Raw genomic sequence first — 26089 nt, forward strand, 5'->3', positions numbered from 1 at the left:
CTCTTAAAATTATTCAGGAACGGTACAGGCGGCTGTACTGCACTTCGTGCCGCATCGACAGCAAGGACAGGCCCGGCGCCCAGTTGCCCATCTCGTCGTCGTGTAACGTCTGCGCCGTCAGCGCCGCCGCTTCCAGGTCGGGCCGCAGCGACAGCAGCAGGCGCTGGCCCGCCACCTGCCCCAGCGGCACGGATTTCACGCACACGAGCACCTGGTTTTCCGCCCAGGCAAACAGCATGGCCAGCAGCGCCTCTTCGCGCGGGATGGCCAGCGCCGCCACGGCGCACGCATACGCGGTGGGCAGCGCCACTTCCGGCTCGCCCTGCAGCATGTCGATCAGGACGCCGTCGGCCACGCCCAGTTCGGCCAGCAACTTGGTCAGCGAATAGCCCATCTGGATGGTCTCGGCGCGAAATTCCGCCGTGTCGCGCGAAGCGATGAAGCGCTCGCTCCAGCGCCGCACGGCGCCCAGGTCCTGCGCTGCGAACGCCTGCATCAAGCGCCAGCACAGCGGCGCTTCCCAGCGCGCCACCACCTGCGCCAGGTGCTGCGCGATCCAGCCGCGCGCCGTGGCCGCATCCGTCACCAGGCCCGATTCCAGCGCCGCCTCCAGCCCCTGCGAATAGCTGTAGGCGCCGATCGGCAAGGCCGGGCTGGCGAACTGCAGCAGATGCAGCAGGGCGGACGCCTGCATCACGCGCTGCCTGGCGTATCACTGGGACGGTGGATTTTCTGCCGCAGCGGCACGGGCGCCAGCAAGTGCTGGCCGTGACCGTCATGGTGGCCATGGCCGCCGCCATACGCGCCCGCCTCGGGCTCGAACGGGGCGCTTTCTTCCGTCACCGTCGCCTGCAAGCCTTCCAGCATCTCCTTGAGCACCACGTCCTTGCGGATGCGCAGAAAGCCGTCGCCCACCTGCGCCTGCGTGTGGCGGTTCCCCAGGTGGAAAGCGCAGCGCAGCAGGGTGTGCGCATCGAGGCAGCGCACCAGGTAGGTCGGTTCGCGCGCGGCGACGATCTGCACCACCTGCCCTTCCGGTCCCGTCATGCGCTCGCCGTCGCGCAGCACCGTGCCGCGCACGGTGAACACGGCGACGTCCTCGCCATTCGACAGCACGGCGCGCAGCCGGCATTTTTCGCGCTGGTCGTAGGGCAGCACGAGTTGGGCAACGGCGACGCGGCCATCGTCAGCCGCCAGTTTGGTATGCAATGTGAGCATGCTTGTCTCCTGCCTAAAATAGAAAATAGCGCTGCGCCATGGGCAGCACGGACGCCGCCTCGCACACAAGCAGCTGGCCGTCGGCGCGCACGGCATAGGTTTCCGGGTCCACTTCCATGTGCGGCGTGGCGCCGTTGTGGATCATGTCGGCCTTGCGCAAGCCGCGCATGTTTTTCACGGCGATGACGGATTTGTTCAGTTTGAGCTGGTGGCCGATATCGAGCTCGTAGGCTGCCTGCGACACAAACGTAAACGACTTTTTCAGGCCGCCGCCGAAGGCGCCGAACATCATGCGGTAGTGCACGGGCTGGGGCGTGGGGATAGACGCGTTCGGGTCGCCCATCTGCGCGGCGGCGATCATGCCGCCTTTTAAAATCATCGACGGCTTGACGCCGAAGAAGGCCGGCTTCCACAGCACGATATCGGCGATCTTGCCCGCCTCGATAGAGCCCACCACGTGCGAAATCCCGTGCGTGATGGCGGGGTTGATCGTGTACTTGGCGATGTAGCGTTTGGCGCGGAAGTTGTCGCTGCGCGCCGTGTCGGGCGCCAGTGCGCCCCGCTGCACCTTCATCTTGTGCGCAGTCTGCCAGGTGCGCATGATCACTTCGCCCACCCTGCCCATGGCTTGCGAGTCGGACGACATCATGGAAATGGCGCCGATGTCGTGCAGGATGTCTTCCGCGGCGATGGTTTCGCGGCGGATGCGCGACTCGGCAAAGGCCACGTCTTCCGCAATGGCCGGGTCCAGGTGGTGGCACACCATCAGCATGTCCAGATGCTCGTCGAGCGTGTTGACGGTGAACGGGCGCGTGGGATTGGTCGACGAGGGCAGCACGTTGGACTGGCCCACGGCGGCGATGATGTCGGGCGCATGGCCGCCGCCCGCCCCTTCCGTGTGAAACGTGTGGATGGTGCGGTCCTTGAAGGCGGCCAGGGTGTGCTCGAGGAAGCCGCCCTCGTTGAGGGTGTCGCTGTGCAGCGCCACCTGGATATCCATGCGGTCGGCAACGGACAGGCAATTGTCGATGGCGGCCGGCGTGCTGCCCCAGTCCTCGTGCAGCTTCAGGCCGATGGCGCCCGCGCGCACCTGCTCTTCCAGGGGCAGCGGCAGGCTGACGTTGCCTTTGCCCATGAAGCCCAGGTTCATGGGGAAGGCGTCGGCGGCCGCCAGCATAGCGTGCAGATGCCACGGTCCCGGCGTGCAGGTGGTGGCGGCCGTGCCCACGGCCGGCCCCGTGCCGCCGCCCAGCATGGTGGTCACGCCGCTCATCAGGGCTTCCTCGATCTGCTGCGGGCAGATGAAGTGGATGTGCGTATCGACGCCGCCGGCCGTGACGATCATGCCTTCGCCCGCGATGATCTCGGTGGCGCCGCCGATGGCCAGGGTCACGCCCGGCTGGATGTCCGGGTTGCCCGCCTTGCCGATGCCGAAAATCAGGCCGTTTTTCAAGCCGATGTCCGCCTTCACGATGCCCCAGTGGTCGAGGATGACGGCATTCGTGATGACGGTATCCATCACCTCGGCCGCGCAGCGCTGCGACTGGCCCATGCCGTCGCGGATCACCTTGCCGCCGCCGAACTTCACCTCTTCGCCGTAGATCGCATAGTCATGCTCGATCTCGATGAACAGTTCCGTGTCGGCCAGGCGGATGCGGTCGCCCGTGGTGGGACCGAACATCTCGGCATACGCGCTGCGGGGAATGCTGGCCATCTCAATCCTTTCCTGGTGGAGTGTCTTGCAGTTCGCCCATCACTTCGCCATTGAAGCCGTAGACCTTGCGCTCGCCCGCCAGCGCCACCAGTTCCACCGTGCGCTGCTGGCCCGGTTCGAAGCGCACGGCCGTGCCGGCCGTGATATTGAGGCGCATGCCGTAGGCGCGCCAGCGCTCGAAGGCCAGCGCCGGGTTGACCTCGAAAAAGTGGAAATGCGAGCCCACCTGGATGGGCCGGTCGCCCCGGTTGGCCACTACCACGGTGGCCGTGGCGCGGCCCGCATTGAGGCTGATTTCGCCTTCTTCCAATTTGTATTCGCCTGGTGTCATGAGGGGCTCCTTCAAGGATCGCGTTACGCTTGCCGGCGGGTCGCCAGCGCAAAAAACAGCCTGGGTGCGGGTGGCGCCCTGGCCGGTCAAAAAACTACGGTATCGGGTGGTGCACGGTCACCAGCTTGCTGCCATCGGGGAAGGTCGCCTCCACCTGGATATCGGGGATCATCTCGGCGATGCCGTCCATGACGTCGGCGCGCGACAGTATTTTCGTACCGTCCGACATCAGCTGCGCCACGGATTTTCCATCGCGCGCCCCTTCCATGATGGCGGCGCTGATCAGGGCCACCGCTTCCGGATAATTGAGTTTCAAGCCGCGCGCCAGGCGCCGTTCGGCCAGCAGCGCGGCCGTAAAAATGAGCAGCTTGTCTTTTTCGCGGGGAGTCAGGTCCATGGTTTTCCTTGCGTTTCTTTCCTGAATAAGTGTTCCAGATGCTAAGTGTTCCAGATGCTAAGTGTTCCAGATGCGGGGCACGACGGCGGCGCGCCCCAGCGCGGCGGGGCGCAGCAGCTGCCAGGCGGCCAGCATGACGCGGCGCGCCGCCTCGCTGTCGCCGCACAGCAGGCGCACCACCACCAGCGATTTCATCTGCGTGGCGCCAAACAGGGCGCCGGCCGGCACGGCGATCTCGCGCAGGGCCGCCAGCACGGCGGGCGCCAGGGGACGGCCGACGGCGATCAGGGTGGCGCATACCGTGTGGCCCGCCCATCCCAGGGGGCTGGCCATCAGGACGCCGCCGGCGGCCAGCACGCCCTGCTCCCACCACAGCAGCTTGCCGCCGCGGCGTATCTGCACCTGCTGGCTGATGCTGCCGGTATTGAAAATTTCGCCCGAGGCGCTGCGGCCCAGGCAGACGATGTCGCAGCCGATGTAACTGGCGTCCGCCGCCAGTTCCACCTCATGGCGCAGGCGCACGCAAGCCTGGTCGAAGAAGATGCTCTCCTGCGGCAGCCACTCGATGGCGGCGCCGCTGCCCGCGCGCAGCACGATGTGCTGGCCCGAGACGTGGCCGTTCGCGCGGTACCATTTGGCGGCGCCCGGAGACGTGAGCAAGGCGTGCGCGCCCTCGCCCGCCGTGGCGTCGACGGCCAGCTGGTCGCCGCCCACCACGCCGCCGGGCGGGTGGATGATGATGGCGTGGCAGACGGCATCGCCTTCCGGATACAGGGGCTTTTGCACGCGCAGGGGGCCGCTGTGCGTGCGCTCGACCAGGCGGCTGACGCCATCGTGCCAGGCAAATCCCAGGCGCAGCTGCGCGTGCCAGGCGCTATGCGCGCCGGCGCCGGGAGGCAGGATGGAATGGGTGCTGTCTGGCATGCGTCGCAATCGTATGAAGATACGACAAACAAAGCAGGATATGTGCCAGCGCTACACGGGGAAAAGGTGAGAATTGCGCACCGTCACGCGGCAGGCGCACCAGCATGGTGCAGCCATGCGTGCACGCCGCGGCGCGGTGCGCGCCTAGGCGACGGCCAGGGTGCGCCGTTCGCGCAGCAGCGCCGTCAAGGCGTCGGCGGCCAGGGGCCGGCTGAAATAATAGCCCTGCATTTCGTCGCAGCCATGCTCGGTCAGGAAGTCGACCTGTTCGCGCGTTTCCACGCCTTCGGCAATGACGCGCATGTCCAGGTTGTGCGCCAGCGAGATGACGGAACGGGCGATGGCCGCGTCGCTGCTGCTGGTGGTGACGTCATCGACGAACGATTTGTCGATCTTCAGCACGTCGATGGGAAAGCGCTTCAGGTAGCCCAGGCTGGAATAGCCCGTGCCGAAATCGTCGAGCGAAATGCCCACGCCGATATCCTTCAGGCGAGTGAGGGCCGCCACCGCCTTGTCCGGGTCGCCCATCACCGTGCTTTCCGTGATCTCGATGCCCAGGCAGGCGGGCGCGATGCCGTATTTGCGCAGGGCCGCCTCGACGAACGGCACCGTGCGGTCCTGCGCGAACTGCTTGCCCGACAGGTTGACGGCCACCTTGATGCTGCCCAGACCCGCGTCGTGCCAGGCGCGGATCTGCGCGCACACGCTTTCCAGCACCCATTCGCCGATGGCCGTGATCAGGCCGTATTCCTCGGCCAGCGCGATGAACAGGCCGGGCGGCACCTTGCCCAGCACGGGGTTATCCCAGCGCAGCAAGGCTTCCGCGCCCAGCATGGCGCCCGTGCGCAAACACATCTGCGGCTGGTAATGCACTTCGAATTCGTCGCGGCCGATGGCGCCGCGCAGCTGCTGCTGCATGGCCAGGCGGGCGCGGATATCGCTGCCCATGCGCTCCGTGAAGAAGGCGTAGTGGTCGCGCCCCATTTCCTTGGCGCGCACCAGGGCCGTGTCGGCGTGGCGCAGCACGTCATCGAGGCTGTCGCCGTCGGCCGGGCACATGGCGATGCCGATGCTGGTGGTCAGCGCCAGGCGTTCGCCGTCGACGCTGAGTTCTTCGCGCAAGCCGGCCAGGATGGTTTGCGCCAGCCCCAGGGTGCGCCCCAGCAGGGCGTCGTCCTGCAGCAGGATCTGGAATTCGTCGCCGCCCTGGCGCACCACCGTGTCGCCTTCGCGCACGCAGCCGGACAGAAAGCGCGCCACCACCTGCAGCGCCTTGTCGCCCACGGCCTGGCCGTGCGAATCGTTGATGTTCTTGAAGCGGTCCAGGTCCAGGCACATCAGCACCACCTGCTGGCCGTCGCGCACGGCGTTCGCGCGCGCCTGCTCGAAGCGTTCGCGCAGCAGCACGCGGTTCGGCAAGCCCGTCAGCGCGTCGTGGTAGGAGAGGAAATCGATCAGGTGCTGCTCGGCCTTGCGCTCGCTGATATCGAGGAAGACGCCCACGTAGTTGACGACGGCGCCGTCGGGTCCGTGCACGGTGGAGACACTGAGCAGGCAGGGATAGGTGTCGCCGCTCTTGCGCCGCGTCTGCACTTCGCCCGACCAGCAGCCGCTGCTGCGCAGGCCCTGGCGCATGGCCAGCAGCACCGCTTCGCCCGTGTATTCCGCATGCAGGCGCATGATGTCCGTGCCCACCACTTCCTGCGCCGCGTAGCCGGTAATGCGCGTAAAGGCAGGATTGGCCGTGACGATGACGCCGGCCGAATCCGTGATCAGGATGGCGTCCTGGGTGGCCTCGAAAACCTGGCCGGAAAGGCGCAGCAACTCCTCGTTGGCGCGGCGGATCTGCACTTCGCGCGCCAGGGTGCTGGCCACCTGCTCCAGTTCGGCCGTGCGTTCGGCCACGCGCCGTTCCAGGTTGGCGCGCTCCTGCGCCAGCTGCAGCTGCGCCCGCGCCAGGCGCACGTGCGCATCGGTGCGGGCCAGGATTTCCTCGGCCTGGAACGGCTTGGCGATGAAGTCGACGGCGCCCAGCGCAAAGCCGCGCACCTTGTCGTCCGTATCGTACTGGGCCGACAGGAAGATCACGGGCACCTGGCGCAGCGAGGGAATTTCCTTCAGGCGGCGGCACACTTCAAAGCCGTCGAGGCCCGGCATGCGCACGTCGAGCAGGATCAGCTCCGGCGGGCGCGCCTGGGCCGTCCACAGGGCCAGTTCGCCGTTCGGCGCCTGGCGTACCGCATAGCCGGCGCCGCCCAGCAAATCGCTCAACAGCTTCAGCGAAGCGGGCGTATCTTCAACGATCAGTACTTCGCCCTTCGAATTCACTTCCGAAAAATCGCGGTGCATGTAGCAGTTCTCTCAGCTTTGGATGAGGCGCGGCGGTCGGTTGCCACGCTGGACAAGACATTTCTTTGCGATGAACTACGTACTATCATCATAATCTTTATTGCAATTTAGCACCATCCATCCACGGCATTTTGGCCGTCTTTTCATTGAATCCGATGTTGTCAGCCCACACTTTCACGTGTGCGCCAGCGCGCCCTCGCCCTCCAGCAAGACGCACAGCTGCCGGTACTGATGCTGGTCGAGCATGGCTTGCAGCGGCGCCAGCAACGGTGCTGCCGCCGCAGGCAGGGCCGCCAGCAGCAGGGCCACCCTGGCCAGGTTCAATTCGCGCAGCGCCACCAGCAAGGCGGCGCGCTCTTCCGGGGCCAGCAGTTGCAAGTCCGTCGCCTGCAATGCCGGCGGCAGCTGCGCCAGCGCCGGCATGGACGGCGGCACGGGTGCCGGCACGGGCGCCTGCGCCGCCTGCGCGGGTATGCTGAAACGGAAGGTGGCGCCCTGCCCCGGCAGGGACACCACCGTCAGTTCGCCTTTCATCAGCTGCACGAATTCGCGCGAAATGGCCAGGCCCAGGCCCGTGCCATCCTTCGGTCCCGCGCTGTCGGCCTGCACGAAAGGCTCGAAGATGCGCTGCTGGTCTTCCGCGGCGATGCCGATGCCCGTGTCGCTGACGGCGAACGACAGCATCCATTGATCGCCGTCGCGCCGCTCGCCGCGCACGCGCAAGGTGACCTTGCCGCTGCCGGCGAACTTGACGGCGTTCGACATCAGGTTCAGCAGCACCTGGCGCAGGCGCGTCGCGTCCAGCAGCACCGCCGCCGGCAGGTCCGCGCAATCGAGGCGCAGGGCCAGGCCCTGCTGCTCGGCGCGCATGCCCAGCATGTCCATCACTTCCTGCAGCAGGGGCGCCAGCGCCACGACGGCCGTCTGCGCCTGCAGACGCCCCGCCTCGCCCTTCGACAGTTCGAGGATTTCATTGATCAGGGTGAGCAAATGATTGCCGGAGCGGTGGATGATGTCCAGGTTGCGCTTTTCATCGTCCTGCATGTTGGGCGAGGCAGCCATCAGGCGCGAAAAGCCGATCACGGAATTCAGGGGCGTGCGCAGTTCATGGCTCATGTTCGCCAGGAAGGTGCTCTTCGCGCGGTTTGCCGCCTGCGCCTGGCTGACGGCCACCGACAAGGCGCTCGTGCGCTCGGCCACCAGCTCTTCCAGGTGGTGGCGGTGGCGCAGCAGTTCCAGTTCGGCTTCGCGGTGCGCCGTGATGTCGTAGTTGGAGCCCACCAGGCGCATGGGCTGGCCCAGCCCGTCGCGGAAGATCACGGCATCGGCCTTGATATAGCGGACGGTGCCATCGGGCCACAGGATACGGTACTCGTGCGTGAATGCCTGGCCGGCGCCCAGCGCGGCGCGCAGGGCCTGCTTGGCGGCCGGCACGTCGTCCGGCATCAGCGCCGCGCGCCAGATCGCCGCCGGCGACATGCCGCTGGCCGCATCGGCCTTGAACTGCGCGTACATCTGCTCATCCCACTGCAATGCGTCGCTGCAGACGTTCCAGTCCCAGATGCCGATGCTGGCCGCGCCGGTGGCCATCTGCACGCGCTCCTCGCTGCGCTGCAGGGCGCGGTAGCGGCTGTCGAGCAGCGCCACCATGTCGCGGATGGAACGGTACAGGGTGCGCAGCTCGCCCAGGAACCATGCTTTCGGCGGCGTGCCGAACGCTTCGCCCTGCCCCGCCTTGACGCCTGCCGCGTACTGGCCGATCGCCTTCAGGGGCTTGAGCATCAAACACCACATGAGCAGCCAGATGCTGGCCACCAGGATCACGTCGAGCGCCACGATCATGGCGCCGATGCCCAGCGCGCGCTGCTGCAGCTGCGCATGCAGCAGCGCCGGCGTCGCGTACACGGCAACGCTGCCGATGACTTGCCCGCCTATCGTCACGGGGCGCCGCTGCACCAGCCAGTCGGGTTCGGCGGACAGCGTGGAGAGGCTGTCGATGGCGCCGTCCCCATTGCGGCGCAGGACCAGCGCTTCCTTGCCGATGCCCGGCGTGAGGGAACTGGCCACCAGGTCGCGCTTGCCCAGCATGCTGCGCATGATGGCCTGCATCTGCTTTTCGTCGAGATTCCACAAGGGCAGTTCGATGGCCACGGCCAGCTGGTCGGCGCTCACGGCCAGGCTGCGGTGCAGCTGCTGCCAGCGCTGCTCGCGCTCGGACTGGTAGAACAGCACGGCAAACACCAGCAGCAGCACGGTGACGACAAACGTCAGGGCCACGCTGACGGCCAGCACGATGGATACGCCGCCCAGGCGCGCGCCTTTGGGTACATGCACCGTCATGCGTCTTCGCCCTGCGGCTCGCCGGCCAGCTGCGCCAGCAAGGCGCACAGCGGCTGGTACTGGTGCTGTTCCAGCATGGCGGCGATATGCGCGGCCAGCTGCGGCAGGCTGGTCGCCACGCCGGCCAGCACGATGGCGCTGCGCCGCAAGTCGAGGGCTTGCACCGATTCGAGCAGCGCCTGCCGCTCGGCCGCGCCCAGCTGGCCCAGCGCCTGCTGCAGGTCAAAGACGGCCGCCGGCACGCGCGGCGCCGCGGCGGCCGTGCGCTGGAAGCGCACGCCCAGTTGCTGCTCCAGCATGGCGAACAGGTGTTCCTGCTCGATCGGCTTGCGCAGGAAGCCGTCGGCGCCGGCCGCCAGCGCCTCCTGCTTTTCTTCCTCGAAGGCGGACGCCGTCATGATCACCAGCCGCGGTTGCGCCAGCGCCGTTTGCGCGCGCAGCCAGCGCGTCAGCGCCAGGCCGTCCATGTCCGGCATGCGCCAGTCGCTGAGCACCATGTCGTAGCGCTGCGCCGCCAGCATCGCTTGCGCCTGCGCGCCGCCCGGCGCTTCCTGCAGCTGGAAGCCCAGCGGCGCCAGCAAGCCGGCCAGCAGCTTGCGGCAGTTGTCGTCGTCGTCGACCAGCAGCACCATGCGCCCGCGCTGGGCCGGCGGCAGGCGCGCCACGCGGCCCGGCGCCAGCGCCGCGATGGCCGGCTGCTGCAGCACGGGCGCGCGCAGGTCGAAGCGGAAGACGGAGCCCTCTCCCAAGGTGGAATCGACGCGCAGTTCGCCCCCCATCAGGCGCACGAATTCGCGCGAAATCGTCAGCCCCAGTCCCGTGCCGGCCTGCGCCACGGCGCTGTCGGCCTGCACGAACGGTTCAAAGATGCGTTCCAGGTCTTCTTCCGCGATGCCGCTGCCCGTATCGCGCACGGCAAACGCCAGCGCCACCTGCCCATCGTCTGCCGCCTGGCACGCCAGCGACAGGGTCACGCTGCCCTGCTCGATGAACTTGAGCGCGTTCGACAGCAAATTGAGCAGCACCTGGCGCAGCTTGGCGCCATCGAGGCGCACCAGCGGCGGCACGCCGGAGCGCTCGAGCCGCAGCGCGATGCCCTGGTCGCGTGAACGCATGCGCACCATTTCCAGCACCTCGTCGAGCAAGCCATTCAAGTCCACGGGCCCCGCTTGCAGCTGCATGCGGCCCGCCTCGATTTTCGACAGTTCCAGGATGTCGTTGATCAGGGTGAGCAAATGGTGGCCGGCGCGGTTGATGATGGCCAGGTTATGCTTTTCTTCCTCGAACATGCTGCTCGAATCGGCCATCATCTGCGAAAACCCGATCACGGAATTCAAGGGTGTGCGCAATTCGTGGCTCATGTTGGCCAGGAACACGCTTTTTGCGCGGTTCGCCGATTCGGCTTCGGTGACGGCCACGGACAGGGCGGCCGTGCGCTGCTGCACCAGTTCTTCCAGGTGGTCGCGGTAACCGAGCAATTCCTGCTCGCTGTGCTTGCGCTCGGAAATGTCGACGATGCCGCTGCGCACCAGGCGCCGCCCTTCCATGGGCAGTTTGACCAGCCGCACTTCGCAGGGAAACACGCTGCCGTCGGCACGCCGCACATTGCGCTCGACGAGGATGGGCTCGCCCAGCATGGCGCGGCGCAAATGTTCTTCCACCATCAGGCCCAGCGGCAAGGCGTCGGGCTGCTCCGCACTGTACAGGTCGAAGGGTCCCTTGCGCAGCAATGCTTCGCGCGACAGGCCCAGCATGCGCTGCGCGCTGCTGTTGGCGTCGATGAAACGGTCCAGGTCCAGGTCGTACACGACGATGGCTTCCGGCGCATGCTCGACCAGGATGCGGAAGCGCTGCTCGCTCTCGCGCGCCTCGCTCTCGGCGCGGCGCAGACGCCGCCGCTGCAGCAGCAAGGCGCTCAGCAGGCCGGCCATCACGATGAAGACGCCGCCCACCAGCAGCACGGCGACGCGGTGTTCGTGCCACAGCTGCGGCGGCCGGTTAATGAACAGGGTGTGCGGCGGCAGCCGGCTGATATCGGCATCCCAGCGTTGCAACTGTTCCCAGTCGTACATGGGCACCGGATGGGCCGGCGGCAGCAAGGCGCCCGGCGCGACAGGCGCCTTGCCTGCCAGCATGGCCAGCGACATCTGCGCCACCTGCTGCGCGGCCCGTTCGATATGCAGGATGGAGCCGCCCAGGATGCCCTTGCCGACCGTCGCGTTATACATGCCGAAGGTGGGGACGTTGGCCAGCTGCGCCAGTTGCGCGGAAAACTGCACGGGCGTGGCGATGGCGCCATCCACGTCGCGGTTGACATTGCCCGCCACCAGCAGCGTGTCGGCAGGCAGGTGCGCCACCGCCGCGCGCATCTGTTCCAGGCTCAGGTCGTCGAGATAGCGCATGGCCACCTTGCCCTGCCACGCCTGCGCCGCCTGCTGCATGCTGCGCTTCAGGGCCTGGTCGGCTTCGCTGGCGCCGACTGCCATGACGATGGTCTTGGTCTCCGGGAACAGCGCCATGGCTTGCGCCAGGGTGCCGGGAAAATCCACATTCGCCTTTTGCTGCCAGATGGCCAGCGGACTGCCGGCCGGCAAGGCCTTGCCCGAGGTGTTAATCGCCAGCACGGGCACGCCGCGCGCCAGCGGCGCCAGGTCCGACAACAGGAAATCGAGCGCCGGCTGCTGCATGGCGATGATCAGGTCGGCCTTGCGTCCCATCATCTGGGTGTATCTTAAAAGCAACAAATCGCGCATCTCGTTGCGCAGCGCCGGGTCGCCCTGGGTATTGAGGTTCAGGTGCTCGACCATGATGTCTTCGCTGGCCAGGCCCGCGGCCACCATGGCGGCCACATAGGTGCGCGTGTACGATTCCACGCCGGCGCGGCCATAATCGTAAGCGTTGAGGAACAGCACGCGCTGGCCGTGCTGCGGCGGTGGCGCGGCCGGCAAGGCCACAGGCGGCGCGGCGACACAGAACGCCAGCAGCAAGGCGCGGCCGCAGCGGCGCACCGCCCTCCCCATCCCGCCGCCAGGCCGCAAGCCGCCCGACACATCACGCATCATTCGCCATGCCCATGCTCACTCTCGCCTGTCACCATGTTTCAACTATGCGCCGACGGATCAGCCACCGACACTTACAAAAACATGATAACGTCAACTGCAGGGGCAAGTCTATTCCTTCGGGTAATCTTTTCACAATGCGTCCGCTCGCAATGCCAACCATCGTTACGCGGCGGCGCCGCTGATGCCGAACAATTCCAGCTTCAGGCCTTTTATGCCAGACGGCACATAAATCGCAATCGCCTGGGCCTTGATCATGCTGTCATAAATACTGCTTTTGTTGTCAATCGAAAAGTAGTAGGTATTGGGCCGCACCGGCACCTCGGCGGGCACTTGGGCCATATGGCGCAATTCAGCCCCCGGGAGCGCCCGGCCCAGCAATAGTTCGATATTGTCCGGAGACGAAATTTTGAATTGCAACGGCACGGTGGCGACCAGTTCCAGCGCCGGCATATCGGCGTTTACCGCAAGACAAAGTTCCGTCTGCCGGTCAATGCGCGTGGCATCGAGCAAACCGTGATAGTGGGTGTTTTGTTGCATATCGTTGGACAGCGTAATCGGGAAGTAACGCGACAGGAGCACCGTATCGATCAGGTCGCGAATGATGCCATCGAGCTTGCCGAAACCGGGAGCCGCATCATCGTGACAATAAGCCGGCAAGTCGCTCAGTGCGTATTTTTTAGAAAACGTCATCAAGCCGCCGGCCAACGCCATCAATTTTTCAAACAAATACACGGGATGGTGGCGCCGGTAACTGGCGCAATGACTGAGCGTGGCGCTGGCCGTGCTCAAGGTATTGAGCATCCAGAACGAGGAAACATCTCCGCCATGAAATTCAACCGTATTTTTACCGGGCTGACGATGGCGGCTGTACAGCGCTTCAATTTTCGCCCCCATGCGGTCGATCAGCGAATCGAGCATTTTCGCCAGCGAGGATTCGGCGCTGATGGTCAGGCCAGGCGGAATGAAGGAGGTATCAACTTCGAAGCTGCCATTGCCAGCACGGTATAAACGGATGACCGGGATGGCAAGGTAATCACTCAGGGGATCCAGGTGCGACAGCAGATACACGCGTTTTTTCAGATAAGCCACGTCTATGCTGACTGCCTCACTGTACAGGTCCGGGGTTTCGATATCCGCCTGGGCATAGCGCGCGCCTGCAGAGTTCAGATTGCCGCCATGGGCCTGCAGCGTGGGCAGCGCGGCATAGAAAGTAAAACTATGTTCACTGGAAGGCAACTTGGACAGGTCGACCGCACCAGGCAAGACATCGCCAAGCGGAGCGTCAAATATCTCGCCATCCTGAAAGACAAGCGACATGGCGTCCGCCCGCAAGCTATTGTTGGCCAGTGCATCCGCATTCCAGCTGACTCCATGCACGCCCCATAAATGTGGATTAATCAATGACGCCAGACGTTGCAGGCGCGCTTCATGGTAGCGGTCCAGTTGCTGGAACTGCTGGGGACCGATAGCCAGGCCCTCGGACCAAAGTAATTTGGATGGCAAAGTCATTGCTTTCTCCATGTTAACCATTGGAATCTTGCTACCTTGCTAGTCTGATGTTGCCAGCTGAGAAGTCCTTGATGTTGCGCAGCAACCTCGTTCAATTATTTGCGCAAACGCAATTTGCCTTTGAGAAAACACTCGGATACTGACCGTTCCGCCGCAAAGACGCCAGGGAGGGAAGATAGAGATGGAGGACTTGCTGCCGTATTTCGAACGCGAACTGGTAATGCTGCGGCGACATTGCCGCGAGTTCTCCGAACGCTATCCGAAGATCGCCGGCAAATTACACCTGTCCGGCGAGTCTTGCGAAGATCCGCATGTCGAACACTTGATCGAATCGGTGGCCATGCTGGCGGCACGTATTTCAAAACGGCTCGATGACGACTATCCGCAATTTACCGAAGCCTTGTTCGAAGCCCTGTTCCCGCATTATCTGCGGCCCTTCCCATCGTGCACCATCGTGCGCCAGTCCGACCCGGCGGCAGGAGCGGGGGTATTGCACCTGCCGGCCGGCAGTGAAATGGACTCGACGCCCGTGCGCGGCGTGCGCTGCCGCTTCAAGACGGTCTACGACATGACAACAGGTGCATCGCTACTGGAAAGCGCGGTCTTCGATGCGATGATCAAGGCGCCACCAGGCGTGCGCCTGCCAGCATCAGCGAGTTCCTCGCTGAACATCGGCATCCGGCACCTCGACGCCGCACCCGCATCGCTGCGCGTTTTCATCGATAGCGAAGCATCCTTTTCCGCCGCATTGCGCGATGCCCTGTTCATGCAGACGGTCTGCGCCTTCGTTTCAGTCGACGCGCTGCAATGGACGGCATTGCCCGCCGTGCCTTTGACGCCTGTCGGCTTCGCCGATACGGATGCCTTGATACCTTTCGGCGCACGATCGCAGCCGGCGTACCGCATCCTGAGCGAGTTTTTTGTGTATCCGGAAAAATTCAATTTCTTTGACATCGATATCGCGGCGCTGAGCTCTGCCCTGCCGCCCGGCTGCCAGCGCTTTACCCTGCATCTGTGCATGGCCGGTCTGCGCCCTGATTCCGCTACGGCACGCATGTTGTCCAGCCTCTCCAGCGAACACTTAAAGCTGGGCTGCAGTCCGGCGGTCAATCTTTTCCGCCAGGAAGGCGTGCCGATCTCCGTTACCAGGCAGAAAACCGACTACGCTGTGCTGGCACATGCCACCCATGCGCATGCTTACGAAATCGTCACCGTCGATGCGGTGCGTTTGCTGCGCCAACGGGGAGGCGAAAGCACGCTCACGGAATTTCGGCCGCTATACAGCCTGCGCCATGGCGAAGGTGCGGCACAACAAGGCCATTACTGGGTCATGCGACACGATACGGCTTTGGCCATCCGAAGTCCTGGTCATGAAAAGAAAATCACGCTGGTCGATAGCGACTTCAATCCCTTGATCCATGAAAAGGCCAGCCTGTCGCTGTCGCTGACATGCAGTAACCGCGATCTTCCCCTTGCACTCAAATACGGCCAGCAACCAGGGGACTTGCAACCGTGCGGCGGCGGAGCGGCACTGCAGTTGTTGCGGCGCCCAAGCCAGCCCCGACGCTTTTCAGCCGGCGCGGGCCTGCACTGGCGCCTGATTTCGCATCTGGCGCTGAATCACCATGCACTGGTCCAGGAAGGCCTGCCGGGGTTGCGCGAAATGCTGACACTGTACGACTTGTCCCAATCGGCCACATCGCAACGCCAGATCAACGGCATCGTCGCGCTGGCGCATGCGCCGACCACGACATGGCTGCGGCACAAGCGTGGCACCTCGCTGGCGCATGGCGTGGAGGTACGCATCACGCTGGACGAGGAAGCGTTTGTCGGCAGCAGCATGTACTTGTTTGTGCAGGTAATCGATCACTTCCTTGGGCTGTATGTGCAAATCAACAGTTTCATCGAACTGGTGGTGCTGTCGCTGCGAAGCGGAGAGGAGCTGATCCGATGCAAACCAAGAAGCGGACTGCAGAATCTGGTGTGATTCGGCACTTGCTGGCCGAACCATACCGCTATCAATTCGTGCAGGCGGTGCGAATTCTGCTGTGCTGGCTGCGGCGGCAGGACGTGGCCCATGCGCAGGCCTTCGGCCAGGTGTTGCGCTTCAAGAACAGCTTGTCATTGCGTTTTCCAGCCAGTGAAATCGAGAGGCTGTCGCTCGACGACAATGAACAACTGAACGTGATACCGACGTTCATGAGTTTTCTGGGCGCCGGCGGCACATTGCCCCTGCACTACTCGGAACGCATCGCCGCCTACCGTTTGCTTACCAAAGACGCCGGCGTCCAGGCTTTCCTCGATATCTTTTCGCACCGCATGGTTGCGCTGTATTACCAGTCGTGGGAAAAGTATCGACTGGAGTCCCCGCTCCAGACCCAGGCAAGGGATGAGCAACTGCTTTTGCTGTCGGCATTGGCCGGTGTGCAGCCCACTGCGCTGCCATCGGCAGACGAAGCTGACACCGTGACGCAGGACGTCTCGGCCTGGTACGCGGGTCTGCTGCGCTGCCGCCCCGTCTCCGCGCAAGCGATAGCTCCCGTGCTGGCCGAGTATTGCGGCGTACCAATCGCCCTGCAACAATTTGTCGGTGGCTGGGACTATCTGGAAAAAAATCGGCGCAGCCTGCTAGGCAGTGCCAACTTTACTCTGGCGCGCGGCGCAACCCTTGGCCGTCGGCTTTGGCGCCATGACATGCGCGTCTGCCTGCATATCGGACCGCTGGATCCCGCCGGTCTGCAACGTTTCTTGCCACGCAGCGCAGGTGCGGCGGCACTGGCAAAGATGCTGGCGCTGTTTGGTGTACCGGACTTGCAATATGAAGTGCGGCTGATACTGAGTCCGCCCTGCATTACCCCTCTGCTCCTGACCTCCCATCCGTCAGAAAGACGACGCCTTGGCTGGACGACGTTTTTGCAGGCGGCACAAGGAAAGGTAAGCGGCGCCGAGGTGCGTTATTTGCTGCAGCTGGCTTGAACAGTTCATATCTGGAAAGCGAGGCAATCATGAAACATGCGGGACGCGGCGTCATCCGGCTCGGAGACGCAACCGATCATGGCGGCAAGGTCACCAGCGCATCGTCCGGCAGCACCGTGATGGGGAAAACCGCAGCGCTGGCCGACGACACGACCTTCTGCCCCAAGTGCAAGGGCAGCTTTCCCATCACGCCGGATGGTGCCGGCGCAAAACACATGGGCAAGCCGTACGCCTATGACGACGATGCCACAGCCTGCGGCGCTCGTCTGATCTCATCGCTATAACGGAGGCAGGCCATGCATGCAAACATCCAGGGGACACTATCTGCCCCAGACCTCGCCGCGCAAGAGCAGCGCTTGCTGAAAATCGATTTCCCCCATGAAGACGGACCCGCCGGCGCCATCCTGCTGGTCAATTCGCTGACGGCCACGGAGGAAGTGTCGCGCGACTTCCGCTTCGAGGCAGAACTGCTGTCCGATGACGCGCATATCGCGCTCAAGGCCATGATGGGCCGCATGGTGACCATTTCGATGGTGCGCGACGACGGAACGCTGCGCCACTTTAACGGCTATGTAGGCGAATTCTGCCTGCTGCGCGCTGATGGCGGCTTTGCGTGGTACCGGATGGTGTTGCAACCGTGGCTGGCTTTCGCCCGGCTGCGTCAGGACAATGTGTCCTTCCATGGGCAAAGCGTGATGCAGCTGACTGAAACGACGTTTGCCCACTACGAGCAGCGCGACTGGAAAACCAGCATCCATGGCGACGACCCGCAGATCACCTGCGCCAATCAGCACAATGAAACCGACTACAACCACCTGCACCGGCGCTGGGAAGCGCTGGGCTGGCATTACTGGTACGCGCACCGCGCCGATGGCCATACCTTGTGGCTCGCAGACAATAGCACCTTGGCTGACATGGTCGATACAACATCGGGTGACAGCGCCATGCGTTTCCACTCCGAATCGGGTTCCATGGAAGACGATGGCCTGCAACAATGGCAAGCCGTGCGCCGGCTCGGCTCCGGACAGCTGACCTTGGCCAGTTTCGACTATAAAAATCCACAGCCACGCCTTGCCAGCGGCTACTCCCTGAATCGCCAGGGTGATGTATTTGCCCACGAACTGTACGAAAACACGGGCGCCTATGGCTATCAGACTGTCGATGATGGAGAGTTACTGGCACAACGCCGCATGGAAGAAAGCGACCATCTGCGCCAGTATTTCGAGGCAGCTGGCAATCACCGTAGCGCACAGCCTGGCTTTTGCTTCCGGCTCGATGGACATTTCAGCGCCGAGGAAAGACGCTATCAACCTGGCCAGGAACGCCCGGATAGTATCGCAGAACGCGAGTACCTGATCCTGTCAGCCGAGCACAGCGCCAGTAATAATTATCAGGCAGGCCCCAGCGCGCCCTCGCATTACGCGAACAAGCTGGTCTGCGTGCGCCGGGACATCCGCTGGCGGCCGGGCCGTGGCTACAACAGCACGCCATGCATCGTTGCCGGCGTGCAGACGGCGCTGGTCGTCGGACCGGCCGGGGAGGAAATCCATACCGATGCACTGGGACGCATCCGCCTGCAATTTCACTGGGACCGCCTGGGTGAATTCGACGAACGCAGCTCGCCATGGATCCGGGTCATGATGCCGATGGCGGGCCCGCAAATGGGACAAATCGCCTTGCCCCGCGTGGGCCAGGAAGTCGTCGTGCAATTCCAGGACGGCAATATCGACCATCCCATCGTCATCGGTGTCGTCTACAACAGCGCCAACCCGCCCCCCTGGCAATTGCCGCAGCAACGTGCCCTGTCCGGCTTGCGCAGCCGCGAACTGGGCGCCCGCAGTGCCAACCACCTCGTCCTCGACGATACCAAGGGGGCGATCCAGGGACAGCTGCGCAGCGAACACCAGGACAGCCGGCTTTCATTGGGTCGCATCACGCGCATCGACGACAACGCCGGACGCAAGGAAGCGCGCGGTGCGGGTTTTGAATTGGCCAGCAACGCCTGGGGCGCCTTGCGCGCCGCCAAGGGCATGTTGATCACCACCGAAACGCCGGCAGGCGCCGCCTCGGTCAAGCAGCTCGACGAAACACAGGCCCGCCTGGCGCAAGCACGCCAGCTGCAGCAAGGCTTGGCCGACATGGCCGTCGACGCTGGCGCGCAAGACAGCGCCGCACAACAAGGCGCCGTCGCCGAATCCATCCAGCGGCAAAACGCCGCCATCAAAGGCGCAGGCGGCGATTTCCCGGAACTGTCCGAACCGCATTTGCTGCTGGCCAGCCCAGCCGGCATCGAACTGAGCACAGCCCAGTCGATTCACCTGGCCGCAGGCGAACACGTGGCGCTCACCAGCAGCAAGAATATTTCACTCGCCAGCGGCGATAGCATCTTTGCCAGCATCGCCAAGACCTTCAGCCTGTTCGTGCACAAGGCCGGCATGAAACTGATTGCCGCCAGCGGCAAGGTATCCATCCAGGCCCACAGCGACGAGGTAGAGATCCTCGCCCAGAAAGTCTTGTCGCTGATCAGCGAAGCGGACTGGGTCAACATCAAGGGCAAGAAAGGCATACGCCTGCACGGCGCCAACCACATGCTGGAAATCAGCGACAAGGTGCAGTTCTTCACCTCTTCCCCCGTGCTCTTCAACGGCAACCTGGAAACCCTGGCGCCCAAGAGCGTGTCGCAGGAATTCAATGAACGGCCACACAGCAGTTTTGATCAGGAAGTCTTGCTAGTGAATGCCGACGATACGCCGGCCGTTGGCATTGCTTTTGAAATCCTGCGCGATGACGGCAACGTGGCTGGAAAAAGCGCGGAGGATGGTTCCACGCAACTACAAAAATCCACTGGCATGGACAGCTACATCATTCGCTACAAGGGAGAACTGCCATGAGCGATAGCGATGAGTTAAATAAGCGAGGCAATCATCCGAGACAATTTACACAGGGTGTGGGCGGATGGGCCGAATACGCGGTGCAGATGACCAAGACCAGCGACACGGCACGTCATGAGCTCGCCAAGCCCCCAGGCAAAGTGATACCAATCATTTTTCTGCCAGGTGTCATGGGCAGCAACTTACGTATGTCCAAGGTGCGGCAAAAACAGTTGGAGCGCCCAGACAATCGAGCATGGCGACCGGACGACCTGATGGGGGTGGGAGGAATGGCAGATGTTGCCGCCGGAACTGGTTTTGGCGGATGGTTCAGAGAGGCTACGCCTCAACAACGTCAATTGGTGTTTGATCCCAACGAAACAGAAGTCGAGTACTACCATTACACAGAAAACAATGGGCGATTTGACGCGGAGGGACCAGAAACAATGGCTTCCGATATGCGACATCAGAATGTTCCTGACAGTCTGACGCCCATTCCCCCCCTGATGGGTTCGAGCAGAATCAACCCCGGCAGTCGTCCTGTACAAGGGAAACCGCAAGTGTTCGCAACTCCAGCGCAGGTGGCACGATGGCGCGGCTGGAGCGAAGTGTTGTTTGATGGAGCTTATGGTTCCATGCTCCAACACACTGAAAAGCACATGAACAATATAGTGTTAGGCGGAAAGCTGCATCCAGTCTGGCGCGGGACAAGTGGCTTGAGTGCGTCGGTGATGAAAGACCCTTCAACGTTTGGTGGCGTATCAGGCAATCCCATAACTGAAGAAGACTTGAAAAAAATCGCAGCATGCTGGTATCCAGTTCACGCGATGGGCTACAACTTTGTGCAGAGCAATGGCGTCACTGCTGTGACCATTGCCAGACGCCTAAGAGGCCTGGTCAAAGGTTATCGTGAACGGGGCTTCAAATGTCATGAAGTCATTCTGGTCACGCACAGCATGGGTGGCCTGCTGGCCCGGGCCTTGATACACCCTGACTATGGAAAAATAGTCAACGACAATGACCTGACAATACTTGGCATTTATCACAGTGTTATGCCAGCCATCGGCGCCGCCGGAGCATATAAACGCATGCGCTTCGGTTTTCAGGAAAAAGACACTACTGCGGGTGAATACGAAGCAGAGGTACTTGGCATCAATGGCATCCATGCGACCGCCATTCTGGCGAATGCTCCGGCACCGCTCGAGATGATGCCTGGCGTCGTCTACGGTGAAAAATGGCTCAGGGTGGTAGATCAGCAAGACAAAGAACTGTGGAGCTGGCCGCGCGAGGGTGCTACAGCATTGGATGCTATTTACTTGCAGCCACCGAATGCGTGGTGGCGGCTAATAAATCCGAAATGGATAAATCCGGCAAACATCGACAAAAAAAGTGGAGGTGGCCTTGAGAATGTCAAGTATAGGCTTAACGATGCATTCAAATTCTTGAACTCAATAAAAGAAACTTTTTACACCACCACCTTTGCAAGCTACTGCGCCTCGCCAAAGAGGTTAAGTTATGGGAATGTCGTATTTAAAGTAATTGAAGGATTCAACAGCGGACTATCAGCTCCTAAGGAAAGTCAAAATTTACCTCCATCTGAAAAATGGACATTACTTGAAGACAATGCTAAAAATGAGCTTGTTGTTCAAGCTGGCCCTAAAAAATTACGATTAAAGCTAATGCCAGCCAGTGCCGCTGGCGATGACACAGTTCCATCAAAAAATTTAGAAAAGTGCTTTAAAAAAGAAAGATTATTCATTCACGGGGTAAAAGATGGTACTGATTACGGACATCAAGATAGCTACTCAAATCCCAATGTACTTGCTTCAATGCTGTATTCCGTCATACAAATCGCAAAAAACGCAAAGTGGAATTAATCATGTTTAATCAAAAAAAAATATTAATTCTTTTCACCACCATTACAGCATTTGGATTATTTCAACCTTGCAAAGCACGAAGCACCATTGAGGAGAATACCGTGTCAGAAAATATCGCTCTTACTAAACGTCTTGAAGTGCTCTTTCTGCAAACGAAATTAGCATGTTTTGGGCGTTATGCCCTGCGCATACCGCAAGAGGCTGAATTGATTTCTGGCGGGGCATCCCTTCCATCAACGATTGGAATAAGAACCGATGGATTGGCAGGAAGGGACATACAGGTTTTAGAGGATATTGAAAAAATAAAGCTCAATAATCCAACCTCGGAAATTATCTACAACGGCATAGGCCCAATTGAAGAAAGTTGGCAGATTCAGTATTTTGAAAATGAATACACCAAAAAAGAAGGTGATATATATTTCAACACATACATTACAAAAGGAAACATCACATTTACGATAGGAGATTCGACCCCAGAAGGTCAGACCAAGAAAAGTGCCGAACAAAAACAAGTAGTTCGAGCAAAAAATTTACATCTACGCAAAGAAGACGAGATACCGTCCGAATCCGGCAACTGCATTCCCTATGGATTCATTTTTGATAATAGTTATAACGAACAAGAAATAGTCAATACAGGACTCTATCTCCCCAGCCTCCCAGATGTAACATTCTCCGTCAGCTCGAATAAGAACGCGTATGGTGATTACTCACCTGCTGAGTTCGAAAGGAATGTGAGAGGTGACCTTTCCTTAATTCACCGAATTCAGCAAGCAAAAGACCGGCAAGGCAATCGCTATCCCAAGAGAACCTTGCTACGCGAGGGCAAACGCAACGTCCAGCACTGGCAAGGAGAAGAGTCGCTGATAAGACGAACAGATGGCGTGCACGATTTTGAATGGGCCTTGGTCGGCAAACCTCGCGATATCGCGAATCCATCTGTGCTGGAGGTGCACATGTACACGAAGGTTGCCCACAACACCGTCGGTGCAGCCAAGGCCGCATCACTCACTGATGACGAAGCCATAGCCTTGTGGGACAAGCTGCTGTCCGGTCTGAAGTTCCGGGTGAAGGTGCCGGGGGCACCGCCAGGGTCCTACTACATCGATCCGGACAAGCCTGCGCAATGACGGCCGGATAAGCCCTTGCTGGCACCATGTCAGCTATTGCGCTAGCATGGCCTTTTGCCCGGAAAGCCTCCATGACCATCACCCTGCGCCCCGCCGTGCCCGACGACATCGCCGCCCTGTGGGCGCTGCGCACGGTGGCTGTGCGCGTCAGTTGCGCTACGCACTATGCGCCGGAGCAAATTGGCGTGTGGACGGCCTCGCCCGTGCCGGACGGCTATGCCGCCATGCTGGCTGCCGGTGGCGGCATCGTGGCGATGCAGGGCGAGATCATTGCCGGCTACGCCATGCTGGATGCCAATAAACAGGAAGTCGATGCCGTGTTTGTCGATCCGGTGCGCGCGGGACTCGGCATCGGCAAGCGGCTGCTGGCGGCGCTGGAGCAATTGGCGCGTGGGCGCGGCATTGCGCGCCTGCACCTGTCCGCGTCGCTGAATGCCGTGCCGTTTTACGCGGCGGCCGGTTTTACGGCCTTGCGCGAGGAAGCGTATGCGCATCCCAGCGGCATCAGCCTGGCCAGCGTGGCGATGGAAAAGGCGCTGACGCCCGCCTGAACCTTCAGTCAGGCACCGCGCCCGCCTCGGACTCTGCCAGACATTGCTGCAGCTTCGCGATCAGGGCGCGCACTTCGTCGTCGCCCAGGTCCAGCGGGCTGCCTTGCGCACCGACGGCGATCAGGCAGATGGCCGAGCCGTCGTACCAGGCGTCGAAGCGTTCTTCCTGATTATTCATACTGTTCTGCCTCCTGCTGCAAGTGCGCCAGCAAATCGCCAGGCGCCGCGATGCTGGCGCTGCCTTGCGGCACGTGAAACACGAACGCCAGTTGGTGATTCTCCGCCATGCCGGGCAGCCATTTATTCAGAAAATCGTCGAGCGCGATGGCGCGCGGTTGGAAATGTTCCCAGTCGCCGCTGGCGCACGCTTGCGCGAATGCCGCTTCCGGCCAGAACGGAATGGCCACCTTGCCCTCAAGCTGCGCCGTGGCCCAGCCGTCATGGTGCAAGCCCCACACTTCTTGCGTATCGGCCACCTTGCGCACAAAGTAAGCATGGCGTTCGGCGGACGACAGCGCCGCCACCTGCTTGAACTTTTCAGGATGCACGGTTACCCCCTGCCTCGTCCCATACCCGTAACTCCGGACCGCACCAGCCCGTCACCATGTCGAGGGCGTCCAGTATCGCGTCTTCCAGCGCCTCATCCTGCGTGGCGGCGCGCAGATCCTGCAGCAAGCCGGCCACTTGCGCGGCCGTCACCCCGCTGGCCTGGTAGCGCAGCAGGATGGCGCGCAGCGTCAATAAACCTGCCCTGGCGTCGAGCGCAGCGAGCAAATCGCGGTCGATGCCGGCGATGATGGTGTGCGGCATGTCAATCGGCCTCCCAGGCAATGACGGCCGGCTGCGCGCCGCCTGTCTTGAAAAAAGCGAGGAAGGCACGTTGGCATTGTTCCACATCAATGCACCACGCTTCCGGATACTCGTCCACCTGGCCATTCGTCAGCAGGTAGCTGCAGGCGCCATCCGCCTCCTCGTCACCGAGCGAGTGAAAACTCAGATCGTCCTGCCCCGACAGATACATCAGCCAGGCATTGCCGCCATTGCGCAGCATGCACAGGGCCGGTCCCTGCTCCGCATCCGTCGCCTGGGTCAGCCACAGCTCGCACTGGGCCAGCGCACGCGCCTGCTGCAGCGCTTGTTCCAGCGCAACGATGCTGTCAATCGCACGCGCTTCGCCGTGCAGATTCAATTCCATGGTCATGCTTTGCTCCCGCTCAAATCGTTTGTCGCCAGCGCCGTGCTCAGGTACAGCTTGCCGCTCAGGTCCTTCAATAAACTGCTCTGGCGCAAGCGGTCCATCACGGGGCCCTTCACTTCAGCCAGGTTCAAGCTGATGCCGCGCTTGTTCAGCGCACCATTGAGCTCGATCAAGCCCAGCAGGGCCGTGCTGTCGATCTGGTTGACGGCCGACAGCACCAGCACCAGGTGGCGCGCCGTCGGATGGGCGCGCAACTCTTCTTCCACGCGTTCCGTCACCGCCTCGACATTGCCGAAGAACAGGCCCGCATCTATGCGCAGCAGCAAGACGTCCGGCAGGGTCTGCGCTTCATAACGCTCCACGTTGCGGAAGTGCTCGCTATTCGGGATACGTCCCAGCACGGCGATGTGCGGACGGCTGGCGCGCCAGATCAGGGTGCCCATCGACAGCAGCACGCCGATCACCACGCCCGCTTCCACGCCCAGCACCAGCACGCCGGCCGTCGTCGCCAGCAGGGCCAGCGCATCGCTGCGGTCGTAGCGCCACGACAGTTTCAAGGTATCCCAGTCCAGCAGGCTGGCCACGGCAAAGATGATGGTGGCCGCCAGCACGGGCAGCGGCAGCAGGGCCAGCCAGCCCGTGGGCGCCACCAGCGCCAACGCCAGCAAGCCGGCCGTGATGATGCTGGCCAGCGGCGTGTTGGCGCCCGCCTGAAAATTGACGGCCGAACGCGAAATCGAGCCCGTGACGGGGAAGCCGCCCGACAGCGCGCTGGCCACATTGGCCGCGCCCAGGCCCAGCAGTTCGCGGTTGGTGTGCAGTTTTTCGCCGCGCTTTTGCGCCAGGGTCTGGGCGGCGGACATGCTCATCAGAAAGATGATGAAGGCGATCAGCAGCGCCGGCGACAGCAGGGTGCGCCAATGGGCGCCGGACGTGGCCAGGTTCAGGCCCGGCAAGCCGCTGGGCACGTGGCCCGTCGTCTGCACGCCCATGGCTTCCAGACCGCAATAGGCAACCAGGGCGATGCCGGCCAGCACCAGCGCCATGGGCGCCAGGCGCGCGCCCACGTCGGCCGCCACCTTGTTCAAGCCGCAGCGCTGCAGCAGGCGCGCCAGATAGCGCTTGGCCAGCCACAGGAACAGCAGGCTGGACAGCCCCAGCACGAGGCTGGGCAGATGCCAGTGGGGCAGGCTCGCGCCCAGCAAGGGCGTGACCTGGCCCCAGATGATCAGGATGGCGGCGCCATTGCTGAAACCGCTGATCACGGGACGCGACAGGAAACTGGCCATGAAGCCCAGGCGCAGCACGCCGCACAGCAGCAGGACCAGGCCGCTGATGAAGGCCAGCTGGGCGGCCAGCACGATATACAGGGAAGAGCCGGGATCGGCCAGCGGCGCCAGGGCCGCGGCCGTCATCAGCGACACGATGGCCATGGGGCCCACCGATTGCGTCATGCTGCTGCCGAACAAGGCGTACAGCACGGGCGGCAGGATGCTGGCATAAATGCCCACCACGGGCGGCAAGCCGGCCACCAGCGCGTAGGCCATGCCTTGCGGCACCATCATCATGGCGACAACGATACCGGCAGTGATGTCCCCGGCCAACAGAGGACGCCGGTATTGCCTGAGCCAAAGCAGCATGATGAA

Annotated in this window: 22 protein-coding genes; 7 read left to right on the plus strand and 15 right to left on the minus strand. The window is 62.4% G+C overall.

The window, feature by feature from the left end:
- Nucleotides 1–13 precede the first annotated feature (13 nt).
- From VPH41_RS13905 to tssK, 10 genes are all read right to left on the minus strand, one after another.
- A complete protein-coding gene (locus VPH41_RS13905) occupies nucleotides 14–694 on the minus strand; it encodes an urease accessory protein UreF (RefSeq protein WP_328570454.1) in 681 nt (226 codons plus the stop codon).
- Nucleotides 694–1218: an urease accessory protein UreE gene (gene ureE / locus VPH41_RS13910; RefSeq protein WP_328570455.1), complete on the minus strand. Its 525-nt coding sequence runs from the start codon at nucleotides 1216–1218 to the stop codon at nucleotides 694–696. Before ureE ends, VPH41_RS13905 begins: the two co-directional genes overlap by 1 nt.
- Before the next feature lie 13 nt (nucleotides 1219–1231).
- Entirely contained in the window at nucleotides 1232–2932 is a 1701-nt protein-coding gene (gene ureC, locus VPH41_RS13915; RefSeq protein WP_287773588.1) for an urease subunit alpha, read from the minus strand.
- Between the two features lies 1 nt (nucleotide 2933).
- Nucleotides 2934–3263 carry an urease subunit beta gene (locus VPH41_RS13920; RefSeq protein WP_076571695.1) on the minus strand — a complete coding sequence of 110 codons (330 nt, stop codon included), beginning with the start codon at nucleotides 3261–3263 and terminating at the stop codon, nucleotides 2934–2936.
- A 94-nt stretch (nucleotides 3264–3357) separates the two neighbouring features.
- Nucleotides 3358–3660 carry an urease subunit gamma gene (locus VPH41_RS13925; protein ID WP_034751936.1) on the minus strand — a complete coding sequence of 101 codons (303 nt, stop codon included), beginning with the start codon at nucleotides 3658–3660 and terminating at the stop codon, nucleotides 3358–3360.
- A 57-nt stretch (nucleotides 3661–3717) separates the two neighbouring features.
- A complete protein-coding gene (locus tag VPH41_RS13930) occupies nucleotides 3718–4584 on the minus strand; it encodes an urease accessory protein UreD (RefSeq protein WP_328570456.1) in 867 nt (288 codons plus the stop codon).
- A 144-nt stretch (nucleotides 4585–4728) separates the two neighbouring features.
- Nucleotides 4729–6933, minus strand: coding sequence for an EAL domain-containing response regulator (locus tag VPH41_RS13935; protein ID WP_152282379.1), 2205 nt, complete (start codon nucleotides 6931–6933; stop codon nucleotides 4729–4731).
- Between the two features lie 174 nt (nucleotides 6934–7107).
- Complete coding sequence (locus VPH41_RS13940; protein ID WP_328570457.1) at nucleotides 7108–9273, minus strand: sensor histidine kinase; 2166 nt, start codon at nucleotides 9271–9273, stop codon at nucleotides 7108–7110.
- Nucleotides 9270–12335 carry a sensor histidine kinase gene (locus tag VPH41_RS13945; RefSeq protein ID WP_328570458.1) on the minus strand — a complete coding sequence of 1022 codons (3066 nt, stop codon included), beginning with the start codon at nucleotides 12333–12335 and terminating at the stop codon, nucleotides 9270–9272. The genes VPH41_RS13940 and VPH41_RS13945 overlap by 4 nt, the downstream gene beginning before the upstream one ends.
- A 162-nt stretch (nucleotides 12336–12497) precedes the next feature.
- Complete coding sequence (gene tssK / locus VPH41_RS13950) at nucleotides 12498–13844, minus strand: type VI secretion system baseplate subunit TssK (protein WP_328570459.1); 1347 nt, start codon at nucleotides 13842–13844, stop codon at nucleotides 12498–12500.
- A 181-nt stretch (nucleotides 13845–14025) separates the two neighbouring features.
- Between tssK and tssF the strand changes: the two genes are divergently transcribed.
- The 7 genes from tssF to VPH41_RS13985 all read left to right on the plus strand — a co-directional run bounded on the left by tssF (nucleotide 14026) and on the right by VPH41_RS13985 (nucleotide 23245).
- Nucleotides 14026–15831 carry a type VI secretion system baseplate subunit TssF gene (gene tssF, locus VPH41_RS13955; protein ID WP_328570460.1) on the plus strand — a complete coding sequence of 602 codons (1806 nt, stop codon included), beginning with the start codon at nucleotides 14026–14028 and terminating at the stop codon, nucleotides 15829–15831.
- Nucleotides 15795–16820 (plus strand): type VI secretion system baseplate subunit TssG, encoded by a 1026-nt coding sequence (gene tssG / locus VPH41_RS13960; RefSeq protein ID WP_328570461.1) that lies wholly within the window; start codon nucleotides 15795–15797, stop codon nucleotides 16818–16820. The genes tssF and tssG overlap by 37 nt, the downstream gene beginning before the upstream one ends.
- A gap of 29 nt (nucleotides 16821–16849) precedes the next feature.
- Nucleotides 16850–17104: a PAAR domain-containing protein gene (locus VPH41_RS13965; protein WP_328570530.1), complete on the plus strand. Its 255-nt coding sequence runs from the start codon at nucleotides 16850–16852 to the stop codon at nucleotides 17102–17104.
- A gap of 12 nt (nucleotides 17105–17116) precedes the next feature.
- Nucleotides 17117–19711, plus strand: coding sequence for a type VI secretion system Vgr family protein (locus VPH41_RS13970; RefSeq protein ID WP_328570462.1), 2595 nt, complete (start codon nucleotides 17117–17119; stop codon nucleotides 19709–19711).
- Nucleotides 19708–21567: an esterase/lipase family protein gene (locus tag VPH41_RS13975; RefSeq protein ID WP_328570463.1), complete on the plus strand. Its 1860-nt coding sequence runs from the start codon at nucleotides 19708–19710 to the stop codon at nucleotides 21565–21567. The genes VPH41_RS13970 and VPH41_RS13975 overlap by 4 nt, the downstream gene beginning before the upstream one ends.
- Nucleotides 21568–21569: 2 nt before the next feature.
- Nucleotides 21570–22694 (plus strand): T6SS immunity protein Tli4 family protein, encoded by a 1125-nt coding sequence (locus VPH41_RS13980; protein WP_328570464.1) that lies wholly within the window; start codon nucleotides 21570–21572, stop codon nucleotides 22692–22694.
- Between the two features lie 71 nt (nucleotides 22695–22765).
- The gene (locus VPH41_RS13985; protein WP_328570465.1) at nucleotides 22766–23245 is read left to right on the plus strand and encodes a GNAT family N-acetyltransferase; all 480 of its coding nucleotides are present in this window, start codon (nucleotides 22766–22768) and stop codon (nucleotides 23243–23245) included.
- Nucleotides 23246–23249: 4 nt separating this feature from the next.
- On the opposite strand, the gene VPH41_RS13990 is transcribed toward VPH41_RS13985, so the two are convergent.
- The 5 genes from VPH41_RS13990 to VPH41_RS14010 are packed head-to-tail and all read right to left on the minus strand — an operon-like array spanning nucleotide 23250 to nucleotide 26083.
- Nucleotides 23250–23423 carry a hypothetical protein gene (locus VPH41_RS13990; RefSeq protein WP_328570466.1) on the minus strand — a complete coding sequence of 58 codons (174 nt, stop codon included), beginning with the start codon at nucleotides 23421–23423 and terminating at the stop codon, nucleotides 23250–23252.
- The gene (locus VPH41_RS13995; protein ID WP_328570467.1) at nucleotides 23416–23793 is read right to left on the minus strand and encodes a DUF2750 domain-containing protein; all 378 of its coding nucleotides are present in this window, start codon (nucleotides 23791–23793) and stop codon (nucleotides 23416–23418) included. The genes VPH41_RS13990 and VPH41_RS13995 overlap by 8 nt, the downstream gene beginning before the upstream one ends.
- The gene (locus VPH41_RS14000; RefSeq protein WP_328570468.1) at nucleotides 23783–24055 is read right to left on the minus strand and encodes a hypothetical protein; all 273 of its coding nucleotides are present in this window, start codon (nucleotides 24053–24055) and stop codon (nucleotides 23783–23785) included. The genes VPH41_RS13995 and VPH41_RS14000 overlap by 11 nt, the downstream gene beginning before the upstream one ends.
- A gap of 1 nt (nucleotide 24056) precedes the next feature.
- The gene (locus VPH41_RS14005) at nucleotides 24057–24446 is read right to left on the minus strand and encodes an Imm1 family immunity protein (RefSeq protein WP_328570469.1); all 390 of its coding nucleotides are present in this window, start codon (nucleotides 24444–24446) and stop codon (nucleotides 24057–24059) included.
- Nucleotides 24443–26083, minus strand: a complete 1641-nt coding sequence (locus tag VPH41_RS14010) for a SulP family inorganic anion transporter (protein WP_328570470.1) — start codon at nucleotides 26081–26083, stop codon at nucleotides 24443–24445. The genes VPH41_RS14005 and VPH41_RS14010 overlap by 4 nt, the downstream gene beginning before the upstream one ends.
- Nucleotides 26084–26089: the final 6 nt, after the last annotated feature.

Source organism: Janthinobacterium sp. P210006 (assembly GCF_036231885.1).
Classification (GTDB): Bacteria; Pseudomonadota; Gammaproteobacteria; order Burkholderiales; family Burkholderiaceae_D; genus Janthinobacterium; species Janthinobacterium violaceinigrum.